This window comes from Bacteroides sp. AR20 (genome assembly GCF_964250605.1).
Lineage (GTDB): Bacteria > Bacteroidota > Bacteroidia > Bacteroidales > Bacteroidaceae > Bacteroides > Bacteroides uniformis.
Map to the genome: position 1 here is coordinate 38,530 of NZ_CAXUGK010000025.1, position 14,871 is coordinate 53,400.

The following is a 14,871-nucleotide window of genomic DNA, read 5'->3' on the forward strand; positions in this document are numbered from 1 at the left end:
TATCGCATATACGGTACTTTTACCGGCAAATAATTCATAACTTATCACTTGCAACCCGTCGACTTATCCTCTTACCACCTCTTCAAAATCAGCTTCCAATTCCGTATCGCGTTCAAAATCCCAAAGGGTCAAGCTGCGGAGCTGATAGAAGTAATACCAATAGTAGTACAGCTCTGAAATATGCTTTTGACGGGCTTCGTCTTTAGAGTTCTGTGCATCGTTCAGGTCCAGGGTGCTGATTTTACCTATCATAAAGGTCTCTACACTGGTCTTGTAACGCTTCTCAGCAATGACATCCGCCTCTTCGGCTATGTCCAGCTGTTGCGCCTGGTTGTTGAAGTTAGCCACCAGCAAAAAGATGTCCTGATTAAAGTCCATCTGTTCCTGACGGATTCTGGACAAGACCACTTCACGGTTGCTCTTTGCCACCCTTACCTTGCCGCGGCGCTTGCCCCAGTCAAGGATAGGAATCTTGACGCCTACCTGCACAATCTGATTATCAAGCAAGTCCCGGTAGGCTGAAGAGAATTCATGGTTCTGCCCCGTATAGCCCACACTGGCAAAGAGGTCGATGCTGCGCAAGTTTCCGCGTGCCGTTGCCACTTCATAATCAGCTTCGAGCTGGCGGCGGCGAATGTTCTGTGCAAAGGAGTTGCGTTCCAGTGCCTTGTTCAGCACACGGTCATACTCCATCTTTATATCGGGAACAGTGGCGGGCAACACCGGATTCAGGCTTTCCTGCTCGGACACCCCGAGGAAAGAACGGAGCTGGAACATTTTTGCATTCAGGTTGCTCTCTGCCTCAGTCACGTCGGCCTTGCCCTGCAATGAATTCAGTTTAAGCTGCAACAAATCATTCTCGGATATCTGTCCCATTTTACGTTTGGCTATGGCCACTTCATAAAGGCGGTCGGCATTCGTCTTGTTCTGCATGGCGGTAGCGAGCGATTCTTTGGCCAGCAGCAACTCAAAGAAATAAGTGATGGTTTTCATCGTCACCTCTTCCGTAGCTGAAATGAACTCGGCCTTTGCCTCAGCATAGCGTACGGGCTCTATACGGCGGTTCCACTTCAAGGTATTCACTCCGAAGACCGGCTGCGTCAACTCCAGGCTCACGGGGACTGACATGAACTGCTTCGCTCCTCCGGAACCCAGTTGTTTGAGATAATCCAGCGAAGAAGTCAGTGACAGCTTACCCCCCGTAAACCAAATGTTCTGGTCTACCGAAAGCTGGCCGGACAGCCCCAGTGTATTGTTGCGGACAAAGCTATAGGAGCCGTCGGAATTCTGGTAGGTACTGTAGGACTTGTTATAGTTGGGTAGTGTACCGGTGAAATTCACTTCCGGCAACAAGTCCGCACGGAATGTACGGTATTCCCAATACGCGGTTTTCAATTCATTCAATGCCACAGCAGCATCCACAGACTGCGTACGGGCCAGTACAATGGCCTCCGACAGCGTAATATTGCGTTCATGTCCCAAAGTATCATTCTGCGCCATGGTTGCCAACGGCATCAAAAAACAAACTGCAAGTAAAATATTCTTTTTCATGTTCAATCTTTAAAATTGTCGCAAACAGAAAAGCAAAGAGTGTGCCAAGTGGCCGGGAAGATTTCATAGAGGGGTAAGTGTTCATTTTCGGACAGTGGGGATGTCCGTTAGCGGACGATATCAGGAAAACAACCGGTCTCTATCTAAAGTCTGAAAAAATCCTTCTAAAGTTCAATTATCCATGAATTAATTGATGAAAAATTTCTTTATTAAGGAAGAATTCTCTTTCTTTGTGCTGCTTTATACCTTTATTAAAAAGGATACAATACTAACATTAATTTATATAGTTATGAAGATTTCACACATTGAGCATCTGGGCATTGCCGTTAAGAGCATTGAAGAAGCCCTTCCGTACTACGAAAACGTTTTAGGTTTGAAATGCTACAACATCGAAACCGTGGAAGATCAGAAAGTTAGAACCGCTTTCCTGAAAGTGGGCGATGTAAAGATCGAATTGTTGGAACCTACTTCTCCCGAAAGCACAATTGCCAAGTTCATCGAAAAGAACAACGGTAACGGTGGCATGCATCATCTCGCATTCGCCGTTGAAGACGGAGTGGCCGGTGCGCTTGCCGAAGTCGAAGAAAAAGGTATCCGCCTTATAGACAAAGCTCCCCGCAAAGGTGCAGAAGGTCTGAACATTGCATTCCTGCATCCGAAGTCAACCCTCGGCGTTCTGACTGAACTTTGCGAAAAACCGGAATAAGCACGACCATAAATCGTCCAACCATAAATTGTATAAACATTAAAGAATATAAATTCATGAGTAATCAACTTGAAAAGATTAAAGAGCTTATAGACCGCCGCGCTGCAACACGTCTCGGTGGTGGTGAAAAAGCGATTGCAAAGCAACACGAGAAGGGTAAATATACAGCTCGCGAGCGCATAGCCATGCTTCTCGACGAAGGCAGTTTCGAAGAAATGGACATGTTCGTAGAACATAGATGCACCAACTTCGGCATGGAAAAGAAACACTACCCCGGTGACGGTGTAGTAACCGGTTGCGGTACAATCGAAGGCCGTCTGGTTTATATCTTCGCACAGGACTTCACAGTTTCTGCCGGTTCACTGTCCGAAACCATGTCTCTGAAAATCTGTAAGATTATGGACCAAGCCATGAAAATGGGTGCTCCGTGTATCGGTATCAACGACTCGGGCGGTGCACGTATTCAGGAAGGTATCAATGCCTTGGCTGGCTACGCTGAAATCTTCCAACGTAACATCCTTGCTTCCGGTGTCATCCCGCAGATTTCCGGTATTTTCGGTCCTTGTGCCGGTGGTGCCGTTTACTCTCCTGCATTGACTGACTTTACGCTGATGATGGAAGGTACATCCTACATGTTCCTTACCGGTCCGAAGGTAGTAAAGACTGTAACCGGAGAAGACGTAAGCCAGGAAAACCTGGGTGGCGCGAGCGTTCACTCCACCAAATCAGGTGTTACTCATTTCACTGCACAGACTGAAGAAGAAGGCTTGGCTCTTATCCGCAAACTGTTGAGCTACATTCCACAGAACAATCTGGAAGAAGCTCCTTATGTAGACTGCACAGACCCTATCGACCGTCTGGAAGATTCCCTGAACGACATCATTCCTGATAACCCGAACAAACCGTACGATATGTACGAGGTAATTGGCGCTATCATAGATAATGGTGAGTTCCTCGAAATCCAAAAAGATTATTCAAAGAATATCATTATCGGTTTCGCACGTTTCAACGGACAGTCCGTAGGTATCGTTGCCAACCAGCCGAAGTATCTGGCAGGTGTGCTCGACAGCAACGCATCCCGCAAGGGCGCACGCTTCGTCCGTTTCTGCGACGCCTTCAATATTCCTATCGTATCATTGGTAGACGTACCGGGATTCCTTCCGGGAACCGGCCAGGAGTACAACGGCGTCATCCTGCACGGTGCCAAACTGCTGTATGCATACGGTGAAGCTACTGTACCCAAGGTTACCATCACACTGCGTAAATCCTACGGTGGTTCGCACATCGTGATGAGCTGTAAGCAGCTGCGTGGCGACATGAATTATGCTTGGCCTACTGCTGAAATCGCTGTAATGGGTGGTGCAGGTGCTGTAGAAGTATTATATGCCCGCGAAGCCAAAGAGCAGGAAAATCCGGCTCAATTCCTGGCTGAAAAAGAGGCTGAATACACCAAGTTGTTTGCCAATCCTTATAATGCAGCTAAATATGGCTACATTGATGATGTTATCGAACCGCGTAACACACGTTTCCGCATCATTCGTGCCCTGCAACAGTTGCTAACCAAGAAATTGACTAACCCGGCTAAGAAGCATGGTAATATTCCCTTGTAATCAAGCTTTTCACACTAAAACAAGAACGATTATGAATAAAACAAAAATCGGAATATTCCTTTCATTGATGCTGGTGTTGGGCTTTTGCTCTTCTTGCAAAGAACAGAAATCGAACAACAAACTGCTGCTGAATGAAGTGCTGGTCAACAACGAAAGCAACTATCAGGATGACTACGGTGTACACAGCGCATGGATTGAAATATTCAACAGATCATACGGCAGCGCCGACCTTGCAGGTTGCTATCTGAAATTCAGCAGCCAGCCGGGTGATACTGCCAGTTATTTCATTCCCAAAGGTGACGTTCTGACACTCATAAAACCACGTCAGCATGCACTTTTCTGGGCTGATGGAGAACCAAGACGCGGTACATTTCATACGAACTTCAAACTGGATGCCACAAATGCCAACTGGATTGGGTTGTATGATTCCGGCAAGAAATTGCTTGATCAAGTCATAGTGCCTGCCGGTACTTTAAAAGCCAACCAATCCTATGCCCGTGTCAGTGATGCAGCCGACCAATGGGAAGTAAAGGGTGGAAGCGAAGATAAATATGTCACTCCGAGTACCAACAACAAGACTATCGACAGCAATGCCAAAATGGAAAAATTCGAAGAGCATGACAGCGTAGGTATCGGTATGGCTATTTCTGCCATGAGCGTTGTATTCTGCGGGCTGATATTACTCTACATCTCCTTCAAGATTATAGGTAAAATATCAGTTAACCTCAGCAAACGCAATGCCATGAAAGCTAAAGGTATTACTGATAAACAAGAAGCAAAAGAGAAACAACTGGGGCAGGCTCCGGGAGAAGTTTTTGCTGCCATTTCAATGGCCATGCACGAATTCCAAAGCGATGTACACGATGTGGAAGACACGATACTTACCATTACCCGTGTAAAACGCAGTTACTCACCGTGGAGTTCAAAGATTTATACGTTGCGTGAGACTCCTCACAAAAAGTAAGTCACCCATAATAAAATAAAACGATGAAAGAATATAAATATAAAATTAACGGTAACGTATATAAAGTTGCCATTGGAGATATTGAAGACAACATCGCTCATGTAGAAGTGAACGGTACTCCCTACAAAGTTGAAATGGAAAAAGCACCGAAGGTAGTCGTTAAACCGGTAGCACGTCCGGCAGCCACATCCGCTCCTGCTGCTCCTGCTACTCCGGTAGTAAAACCGGCCGCTGCTTCTACCGGCAAGTCAGGTGTAAAATCTCCGCTTCCCGGTGTAATCCTCGATATCAAAGTAAATGTCGGCGATACAGTAAAGAAGGGACAAGTTATCATCATTTTGGAAGCCATGAAGATGGAAAACAATATCAATGCTGATAAAGACGGTAAGATTACAGCCATCAATGTAAACAAAGGGGACTCTGTTCTCGAAGGTACTGACCTCGTAATTATTGAATAATATGGGAGAATTTATCACATTTTTAGGAAACAACCTTGCCGACTTCTGGACTTATACAGGTTTTGCCAATGCAACGGTAGGACATGTGGTAATGCTTCTGGTAGGTTTGTTTTTCATATACTTGGCTGTAGCCAAGGAATTTGAGCCGATGCTATTAATTCCTATCGGTTTCGGTATGCTGATTGGTAATATACCTTTCAATATGGAAGCCGGATTAAAAGTCGGTATCTATGAAGAAGGTTCCGTACTTAATATTCTGTACCAGGGAGTAACCTCCGGTTGGTACCCGCCACTCATATTCCTGGGTATCGGTGCCATGACGGATTTCTCTGCTTTGATATCGAACCCCAAATTAATGTTGGTTGGTGCAGCAGCCCAATTCGGTATATTCGGTGCTTATATGATTGCCCTTGCCATAGGATTTGACCCGATGCAGGCTGGTGCAATCGGTATCATTGGTGGTGCCGATGGTCCGACTGCCATCTTCCTCTCTTCTAAACTGGCTCCTAACTTAATGGGTGCCATTGCAGTATCAGCCTATTCATATATGGCATTAGTACCGGTGATACAGCCGCCTATTATGCGTTGGCTGACCAGTAAAAATGAACGTCTTATCCGTATGAAACCTCCCCGTGTGGTTTCACATACGGAAAAAGTAATGTTCCCGATTATCGGTTTGTTACTGACCACATTCCTTGTACCATCCGGTCTGCCTTTGCTGGGTATGCTGTTCTTCGGTAATTTACTGAAAGAAAGTGGAGTTACACGTCGTCTGGCAAACACAGCCAGTGGTCCGCTGATTGATACCATTACTATTCTGCTTGGTTTGACAGTAGGTGCTTCTACGCAAGCATCCGAGTTCTTAACCCTTGATTCAATCAAGATATTCGGTCTGGGCGCCTTATCATTTGTCATTGCCACAGCATCCGGTGTCATCTTCGTGAAGATTTTCAACCTCTTCCTGAAGAAAGGCAACAAGATTAATCCGTTGATCGGTAATGCCGGTGTATCTGCCGTACCCGACTCTGCACGTATCTCCCAAGTAGTAGGTCTGGAATACGATCCTACCAACTATCTGCTGATGCATGCCATGGGCCCGAACGTTGCCGGTGTAATCGGTTCCGCTGTAGCAGCAGGTATCCTGCTGGGATTCTTAATGTAATACATTTATTCATTCCGTTATCCGGCTTGAATTCTGAACTATTTTAGAGCCCCTTCATTTTTGGAGGGGCTTTTTCGTTAATCTATCTAAAACAGATTACGATTATTTCGTAAATACATTCTTTTTAGTAACTTGCAGTCAGTTTAACCTCATATAAATGATATACTGTATGCGAAAGCTTTTTATCTCCTTATGTTTCAGTGCATGCTGTTCGCTTCTGGCGGCACAGACCACAAATCCCATTCAAGAGGCGATGGCCAACTACGATTATGAAACAGCCTTGATGCTGATCGATCAAGAAACCCCGACCGTCCCCCTACTCTACCAAAAAGGGAAAGCGCTGAAAGGGCTGGGCAATAACCTTGAAGCTCTGAGCGTATTTCAGGAAGTCGTAGCTCAGGATTCTCTCAATCCCCGGGCATACATTGAAGCCGCCGAATGCTGCAAATCACTTGCCAAATATAGCGAGGCACTGGATTACTACCAGAATGCGCTCCACATAAATCCGGACAATAAATACGCACGCATTCAGTATATCAGTCTGCTGATGAACATGAAGAGATACCGTGAGTCTCTAAAGGAAAGTAACCTGCTGGCAGAAAGGGACAGTTCCGCCTATGTACTACACCTTAGAGCCGAAAGTATGGGGCAAGTCTATGACAACACAGAAATCATGCATGTGATAGATGCCTACCTGGACATACAGAAAAGGTATCCCAATGATTACCTGTCTGCTGCCAAACTCGGCAACATCTATGTAGCAGGCCACCAGTATGAAGACGCCATAAACATAACGGAGAAATACCGTTCCATAGACTCCACCAACGTCCTTGTGAACCGCATCAATGCCCAAGCCTATTGCCTGAACAAAGATTACCCCAAAGCAATAGAAAGATATGAACAACTGTTACAGGAAAAAGACAGTTCTTTCCAAACCTGCTTCTACGCCGGAATCAGCTATTATGCCCTCGAAGACTTCTACCCAGCACACGACCTGCTGGAAAGGGCTCTTAAAGATGACAATACCAACATCAACGTTCTCTATTATCTGGGACGCGCCTGCTCCAAGACATCATGGAAAGAGGATGGAGTGACTTATCTGGAAACTGCCGTAAGCCTCGCCATGCCCAGCGACAGTGTCATGTCCCGCCTATATGTGGGGCTTGCGAACTGCTACAAGATGGCATATCAATACACAAACCAAGTAAATGCCCTCCTGACGCAATACGAAAAATACGACCGGCAGAAACACAGACTGCTCTACGACGCAGCTTTTGTCTATTATCATTATTTGCAAGATGTGTCCAAAGCGGAGAAATACCTAACGGCATACCTGAAAACCCGTCCGAAGAACAGTAAGGACAAGGCGCAGGAAGTGGATGCCGACGGGGTCCCCGTCATCGGAGAGGATAACCGGTACAATGCTGCCGAGAACTGGCTGAAGGACATCAGGGAAAAGCGCAAGAAAGAAGAGTTTTTCAAAGGAAAGGTCGATACTGCCAGCGTAGCCCCTATCAAATAGAAGCCAGTGAAAACGTTTGCATAATATAATAAGGTACAGTAACGGAGAAAGATTAACTTTCTCCGTTATTTGTTTTAAATTAGCGCAAAAATTAACCGTAAAGTTACTATCATGAAAAAAGTATTCTTAATCTTGGGAACACTCTTACTCTCCCTCAGTACGTATGCAGCGATGAACGTGAACAAAATCGACCCTCCGTTCTGGTACGCCGGAATGCAAAATCCGGAGCTCCAACTGATGGTTTATGGCGAAGGCATCGGCAATGCGGCAGTATCCGTCAATTATCCCGGCGTCTCATTGAGCAGCACCGTCAAGCTGGAAAGCAACAACTACCTCCTGGTCTATCTGAAACTCGACAAAGACGTGAAACCCGGAAAAATCAACCTCACCTTTACTGAAGGGAAAAAGAAACTCGTAAAGGAATATGAACTGAAGGCCCGCAGCAAGAAAGGTTGCGAACACAAAGGTTTCGACGCTTCCGACGCGCTGTACCTGCTGATGCCCGACCGCTTTGCCAACGGCAATCCGGACAACGACCAGATTGCAGGCATGGCCGAGTACAAGGTAGACCGCAACGATCCCAATGCCCGCCACGGCGGTGACCTTGCCGGCATCGAACAGCACCTCGACTACTTCTCCGACCTCGGCGTCACAGCCCTCTGGTTTACTCCGGTACTGGAAAACAACATGACCGGCGGTTCCTATCACGGCTATGCCACCACGGATTACTACAAGGTAGACCCACGCTTCGGTACCAACGAAGAATACAAGCAACTGATTGAAAAAGCCCATGCACGCGGCATCAAAATCGTAATGGACATGATTTTCAACCACTGCGGCGTAGAGCATGTATGGATTAAGGACATGCCCTCCAAAGATTGGTTCAACAACCCCGACCACGAAAACAACTTCGTGCAGACCTCCTTCAAACTGACCCCGCACGTAGACCCTTATACTTCCCAGTACGATGCCGACCAGATGAACGACGGCTGGTTCGTACCTTCCATGCCCGACCTCAACCAGAAGAACCCTCACGTTTACCGCTACCTGGTACAGAACAGTTTCTGGTGGATTGAATTCGCCAACATCGACGGCATCCGCATGGACACTTACCCGTATGCCGACTATGATGCCATGAGCAACTGGATGAAAGAGCTCAACGAAGAATATCCCAACTACAACACTGTGGGCGAGACCTGGGTTACCGAACCCGCCTACACCGCCTGGTGGCAGAAGGATTCCAAGCTATCAGCCCCCAAGAACAGTAACCTCAAGACCGTTATGGACTTCAGCTTCTTCGACAAGATAAACACCGCCAAGAATGAACAGACCGAAACTTGGTTCAAGGGACTGGACCGCATATACAATAACTTCGTATACGACTTCCTCTACCCCAACCCCGCTTCCGTACTGGCATTCATCGAAAACCACGACACCGACCGCTTCCTGGGCGAAGGCGACAACCTTCCGATGCTGAAGCAAGCCTCTACCCTGCTGCTTACCACCCGCCGCATTCCGCAACTCTACTACGGAACGGAAGTTATGATGAATGGCGTGAAGAGCAAGAGCGACGGCTATGTCCGCAAGGACTTCCCCGGTGGATGGACCGGTGACGCAACAAACGCACTGACCCCAGCCGGACGTACCAAAATACAGAACGAGTGCTACGACTTCTACAAGACCATCCTGAACTGGCGCAAAGGAAACGATGTGATTGCCAAAGGCAGCATGGTGCAGTTCATGGTACAGAATGGTGTTTATGCCTACGCACGCCAGTACGAAGGCAAGACGATATTCGTGATGCTGAACGGTACAGATGCAGAGACCACCGTTCCTTTGAAATTCTACAAGGAAATCCTGAAAAACAGCAAGCAGGGAAAAGATATTCTTAGCGGCAAGGCCATCACCTTCGGTGAAGAGCTGAAGATGGGCCCCAGAGAATCATTAGTGATAGAATTATAACGCGTACTCCACACAGAGAGCTCATTCTTGCAAATCTCCCTTGCAGATAGCTGGCAGACACTTCTCCTGCCAGCCATCTGCAAGGGATTTTTAGTATGGAATAGGTGTCACGGGGATATGCTTTTCACCGGTCTCAAATATAGCTAATCTGTTAGTTCATAACGGTGAACACTTTGTTCCAGTATAGAGAAACAAAGTGTTCGGATATGTAGAAACAAAGTGTTCTTACGTATTGGAACAAAGTGTTCTCTTTATTGAAACAAACTGTTCAGTTAAGGGAAACAGACTGTTTTGTTAAAGGAAACAGACTGTTGTACACGTTGAAACATCCGCTTCTGAAATAAGCGGCGAACTTAACCATCCCACAACACCGGCCTATATACAACAAGTCAGCCCTTGCAACATCAATATTGCAAGGGCTGACGCTATATTCGGATTATCTTTCGATTAGTCCAGTTGAGCCAATTTGTTCTCTGAACCAAGCACGTTGATGATTTTATGCTTGTACAGTTTTTCCATATTATCACGAGCCGGGCCCAGATACTTACGCGGGTCGAATTCTGCCGGTTTTTCAGCAAATGTCTTGCGGATAGCAGCTGTCATAGCCAGACGTGAGTCAGAGTCGATGTTGATTTTGCAAACAGCAGACTTGGCAGCCTTACGCAACTGTTCTTCGGGAATACCGATAGCAGCTTCCAATTTGCCACCATACTTGTTGATAGTATCAACTTCTTCCTGAGGAACTGAAGAAGAACCGTGAAGAACGATGGGGAATCCCGGGAGTTTCTCCATTACAGCATCCAGAACGGCAAATTCCAGAGGAGGAGGAACCAGACGACCGGTAGCAGGGTCAACGTGGCATTGTTCGGGTTTGAACTTGTATGCACCGTGAGAAGTACCGATTGAGATAGCCAGTGAATCGCAACCTGTACGGGTAGCGAAGTCAATAACTTCTTCAGGATTAGTATATGTATGGTGTTCTGCAGAAACTTCATCTTCTACACCGGCCAATACACCGAGTTCGCCTTCTACAGTTACGTCGAACTGATGAGCATAATCAACTACCTTCTTAGTCAGTGCAACGTTTTCTTCGTACGGAAGGTGTGAACCGTCAATCATTACTGAAGAGAAACCGGAGTCGATACAGCTCTTGCAAGTTTCGAATGTATCTCCGTGGTCAAGGTGAAGAACAATTTCAGGATGTTTGCAACCCAATTCCTTAGCGTACTCAACAGCACCCTGAGCCATGTAACGCAACAGCGTAGCGTTGGCATACTGACGGGCACCCTTAGATACCTGAAGAATAACCGGAGACTTTGTTTCAACTGCAGCCTTGATGATAGCCTGCATCTGTTCCATATTGTTGAAGTTGAATGCCGGAATAGCATATCCACCTTTGATAGCCTTAGCAAACATCTCTCTTGTGTTTACCAGTCCTAAATCTTTGTAATTAACCATTTTGTTTAAATTTTATTGTTAGTGAATTAAAATTCTACGCAAAAGTAATCATTATCCTTTAAAGTAAAGAACTTGAGAGGAATAAAATATCCGGCTCATCCTACCAAATCCATTCTATTTTAAAGCTATTGGCTTCATTTAACAGATTATTGTAATCTCTATATTACAAACTCTTTGCATTTATCTCTGCCAGTCATACTTTTGCCATCTATACTTCTATCAACAAAAAAGCCGGAGAACATGTTTGCTCTCCGGCATCTGTTTACACATTATTATGTAATACTAATTTTTCAGATAGATGATGGTCGGCAAATGGTCACTGTAACCGTTCAGCCAAGTCCTGCCCCCATGCGTACGCAAGGGGGAACCTTTGTATTTGCCATCCTGCTGAATCAGATAATCGCGGATGAAAACTTCATTGTGATCATAGCGCAACCCTTTCTTAGCCTTCAGCAACGGTTTCGAAATGACAATCTGGTCAAACAAGTTCCACTTGCCCCGATAGAGCAATGTCCCCACTCCCTTGTCTTCCAGTGTCTCCCACCAGGGATTGTAGAATTCGCCTTTCTTCACCTGCTTCGGATATTTGCGTGCACCCAGCACCTCCATGCTTTCATCCATCGGGTCGTCATTCATATCCCCCATCACGATGAGTTTCAGCTTCTTGTCGCTACGCATCAGAGAGTCCTTCAAGGCTTTTACCTGCCTGGCTGCATGCACACGCACCGGTGACTTTGCCCCACGGGAGGGCCAGTGGTTCACTATCACGCAGACACGCTCTCCCGCCAGTTGTCCGTCCACAATCAGGAAGCCGCGCGTCAAGTGCACCGTATCCCCCTCAAAAGGAGTAGAAAGCACCAACTTTGAGTGGGTAACGCTGAACTGCTTCGGGTCGTACAGCAAGGCACAGTCGATGCCCCGTCTGTCCGGTCCTTCATAATGCACGAACTCATAATTGGAAATGGCCGGCTGCTTCACGAGGTCTTCCAGCACCCGGCTGTTCTCCGCCTCTGCCACACCGATGAATGCCGGACCTTCCGGCACTAAATCACGCGAAAGGGAACCCAACACTTTGGAAAGGTTCTGCAGCTTGGACTCATACTTCTTTGCCGTCCATTGGTAACTGCCGTCGGGCAGGAACTCATAGTCATTCTTACCTGCATCATGAATCGTATCAAACAAGTTCTCAAGATTGTAGAACGCAACACTATACAGTTTCCGTTCCGCATTTTGTGCCCCCAGCGTTGCCACGCACAGCCAGAAAGAGCATAAGACAAGTAGTTTCCTCATAAATTCACAAGATTAAGTCCTGCAAAAATCAGAAATAAAATGCGATAAACCTACTAAATAAAAATAAATCTGAATTTATTTTGTAGAGTCTCCAACTTGCACTATCTTTGCGCTCTGAAAAGAAGACCATTACACTATTTATTACCAAAATAGTAACAGAATATAAATTTTTAAAAGAAAATATCAAAATGAAAAAAGGTATTCATCCTGAAAATTACCGTCCGGTAGTATTTAAAGATATGTCAAATGGTGATGTATTCTTGTCTCGTTCCACTTGCAACACGAAAGAGACTATCGAATTCGAAGGTGAAACTTATCCGCTGGTAAAGCTGGAAATCTCCAGCACCTCTCACCCGTTCTACACAGGTAAGTCTAAGCTGGTTGACACTGCCGGTCGTGTTGATAAGTTCATGAGCCGTTACGGTAACCGTAAGAAATAATCAGTTTTCAAGCAAACTGAAAAAAGGGAGTCTTTCACTGAAAGGTTCCCTTTTTTGTTTCCGCCTCCCACTGCAGGACCGATAAATAGGGAATCTCCTATCACAGAATAGGGAAAAAAACGAGAAAGGGAAAAAACACTTCCCTATTTTTGTATCATCAAAACCGAAAACATATACTAATCATGAAACGACTTGCCACCCTATTCATCCTGACAATCCTTGTCGCAACGGCAGGATTTGCCAAGCCCCAAAAGTACAAAGATTTAAGCGGGAACATCGCTGTCAAAGGAGAATTGACAAAAGAGTACCGGCAATCTCCCGCCGGTACACCGGTCATTATCCGCCGGGTTGTCAAAATGAAGAATCCCGGTGAAAGCAGCAACAACATTTGCTATGCTGTCGAAATGAACGGCATACAAGAGACCATTCCTTTGAATGAGATGGGGCACATTGCCATATCCGCTCCGCAAACCGACCGGGAATTCTGGCAGCAGATATACTTGAAAAACCATCTTTACGAATATTTCAGCGACCGCGGCTACAAGCACAAACTGCGCCAGGAAATCGACGAAGAGTGCCTGGAGTATCTCGACAAACTGAATGAGATAGCCTATCAGGAAGATTACATCGTTTCGTACGTGCAGGGAGTGTTCTCCAAGTTGAACGCCACCACCATTGACAGCAATCGCGGGGAGAGTCTGAACATACGTATCATCCAGTCGCCCGAACCAGATGCCTTCATGCTTCCCAACGGCTCCATGGTTATCAGTACGGGCCTCCTCTGCACTCTTGATTCCGAAGACGAACTGGCCGCCGTCATCGCATGTGAGCTGGGACATTTCGTCCTCGACCATCAGGTAAACAACATTTACCGTGCCGAGCGGCGTGCCAAGCGTGCAGCTTTTTGGGCAGATGTCTTTGCCACTACCGCCAGTGCAGCCCTCGATGTGGCCTACTGGGACGATAATGAAGATGCTTATGCCGTCAGTCTGGTGGCAGATATCGGAGCCATCGCTTCCCTTTTGAGCATTCCGGCAACGGACCGGTTGGGGATGAAATACAAAACTTCCCAGGAAATCTCTTCAGACCGCCTTGCGCGCCAACTTCTGGCATTCAAGGGATATAATCCCGACGGAATCGCATCGGCCCTCGGTAAAATTATAGGGTATTACAACCTGCACCAACGCAACAAGGACATTCCTCGCTACGGCAGCATCGGCAACCTGCAAAAGCGTATAGAAAAGGCCGGTGAATCCCATAGCCTGAGTGCCCGCCCCTACCTACGGACCACCAGCGATGTCGTTTCTTTCAACGCAAGTATGAACTACGCCAACAAGCGCTATAAGGAAACTGCCCGGCTGATACGCAAGAACATTGACAACAGACTAGCCACAGACAATGACTACATCATCCTGGTAAAAGCGGAAATGGCACTGTCTAATACGGAAGAAGTGAACAACCGCTGCCTCGCCATGCTTGATAAAGCCCAGGAGATGGCAGGAACAAGCCCCAATCTGGACATATATAAACAAAAAATACTATTATTGATGCGCATGAACAAACAAGCCCAAGCCGCCGATATACTGAAAGAATATATCACCTTGCTTTCGGCCTACGAAGGCCAGGGCATAGAAGGAACCGAAAAGGAATGGACCAATAAAGAGATAGGTTGGGCAAACCAAATGCTGGACAGGATAAGCAGAATATAGAGAAAGGAATAACTAAGAATGAAGAATTTGACTGCGCGA

At 46.4% G+C, this 14,871-nt stretch carries 12 protein-coding genes; 9 read left to right on the forward strand and 3 right to left on the reverse strand.

Annotated elements, in window-relative coordinates:
- Positions 1–63: 63 nt before the first annotated feature.
- Entirely contained in the window at positions 64–1,551 is a 1,488-nt protein-coding gene (locus tag ACESTD_RS13455) for a TolC family protein (protein ID WP_005826781.1), read from the reverse strand.
- Between the two features lie 289 nt (positions 1,552–1,840).
- Between ACESTD_RS13455 and mce the strand changes: the two genes are divergently transcribed.
- From mce to ACESTD_RS13490, 7 genes are all read left to right on the forward strand, one after another.
- The gene (mce, locus tag ACESTD_RS13460) at positions 1,841–2,257 is read left to right on the forward strand and encodes a methylmalonyl-CoA epimerase (RefSeq protein ID WP_009036790.1); all 417 of its coding nucleotides are present in this window, start codon (positions 1,841–1,843) and stop codon (positions 2,255–2,257) included.
- A gap of 56 nt (positions 2,258–2,313) precedes the next feature.
- Positions 2,314–3,867, forward strand: coding sequence for an acyl-CoA carboxylase subunit beta (locus ACESTD_RS13465; protein ID WP_373158984.1), 1,554 nt, complete (start codon positions 2,314–2,316; stop codon positions 3,865–3,867).
- Positions 3,868–3,898: 31 nt separating this feature from the next.
- Positions 3,899–4,831 carry an OadG family transporter subunit gene (locus ACESTD_RS13470; RefSeq protein WP_008663742.1) on the forward strand — a complete coding sequence of 311 codons (933 nt, stop codon included), beginning with the start codon at positions 3,899–3,901 and terminating at the stop codon, positions 4,829–4,831.
- Positions 4,832–4,854: 23 nt separating this feature from the next.
- A complete protein-coding gene (locus ACESTD_RS13475; RefSeq protein WP_005826788.1) occupies positions 4,855–5,289 on the forward strand; it encodes a biotin/lipoyl-containing protein in 435 nt (144 codons plus the stop codon).
- A 1-nt stretch (position 5,290) separates the two neighbouring features.
- Positions 5,291–6,451: a sodium ion-translocating decarboxylase subunit beta gene (locus tag ACESTD_RS13480; protein WP_005826789.1), complete on the forward strand. Its 1,161-nt coding sequence runs from the start codon at positions 5,291–5,293 to the stop codon at positions 6,449–6,451.
- Between the two features lie 169 nt (positions 6,452–6,620).
- On the forward strand, positions 6,621–7,973 hold the full coding sequence (locus ACESTD_RS13485) for a tetratricopeptide repeat protein (RefSeq protein ID WP_369871310.1): 1,353 nt from the start codon (positions 6,621–6,623) through the stop codon (positions 7,971–7,973).
- Between the two features lie 111 nt (positions 7,974–8,084).
- Positions 8,085–9,935 (forward strand): glycoside hydrolase family 13 protein, encoded by a 1,851-nt coding sequence (locus tag ACESTD_RS13490; protein WP_373158983.1) that lies wholly within the window; start codon positions 8,085–8,087, stop codon positions 9,933–9,935.
- Positions 9,936–10,382: 447 nt separating this feature from the next.
- On the opposite strand, the gene ACESTD_RS13495 is transcribed toward ACESTD_RS13490, so the two are convergent.
- Together ACESTD_RS13495 and ACESTD_RS13500 are read right to left on the reverse strand one after the other, a co-directional pair.
- Complete coding sequence (locus ACESTD_RS13495; protein ID WP_005826798.1) at positions 10,383–11,393, reverse strand: class II fructose-bisphosphate aldolase; 1,011 nt, start codon at positions 11,391–11,393, stop codon at positions 10,383–10,385.
- 282 nt (positions 11,394–11,675) lie between these two features.
- Entirely contained in the window at positions 11,676–12,683 is a 1,008-nt protein-coding gene (locus tag ACESTD_RS13500) for an endonuclease (RefSeq protein ID WP_005835947.1), read from the reverse strand.
- 188 nt (positions 12,684–12,871) lie between these two features.
- Here ACESTD_RS13500 and ACESTD_RS13505 point away from each other — a divergent pair, with 188 nt between their 5' ends.
- Both ACESTD_RS13505 and ACESTD_RS13510 read left to right on the forward strand, forming a co-directional pair.
- On the forward strand, positions 12,872–13,123 hold the full coding sequence (locus ACESTD_RS13505) for a type B 50S ribosomal protein L31 (RefSeq protein ID WP_005835945.1): 252 nt from the start codon (positions 12,872–12,874) through the stop codon (positions 13,121–13,123).
- 182 nt (positions 13,124–13,305) lie between these two features.
- Positions 13,306–14,832 (forward strand): M48 family metallopeptidase, encoded by a 1,527-nt coding sequence (locus tag ACESTD_RS13510; RefSeq protein WP_005835944.1) that lies wholly within the window; start codon positions 13,306–13,308, stop codon positions 14,830–14,832.
- Positions 14,833–14,871 lie beyond the last annotated feature (39 nt).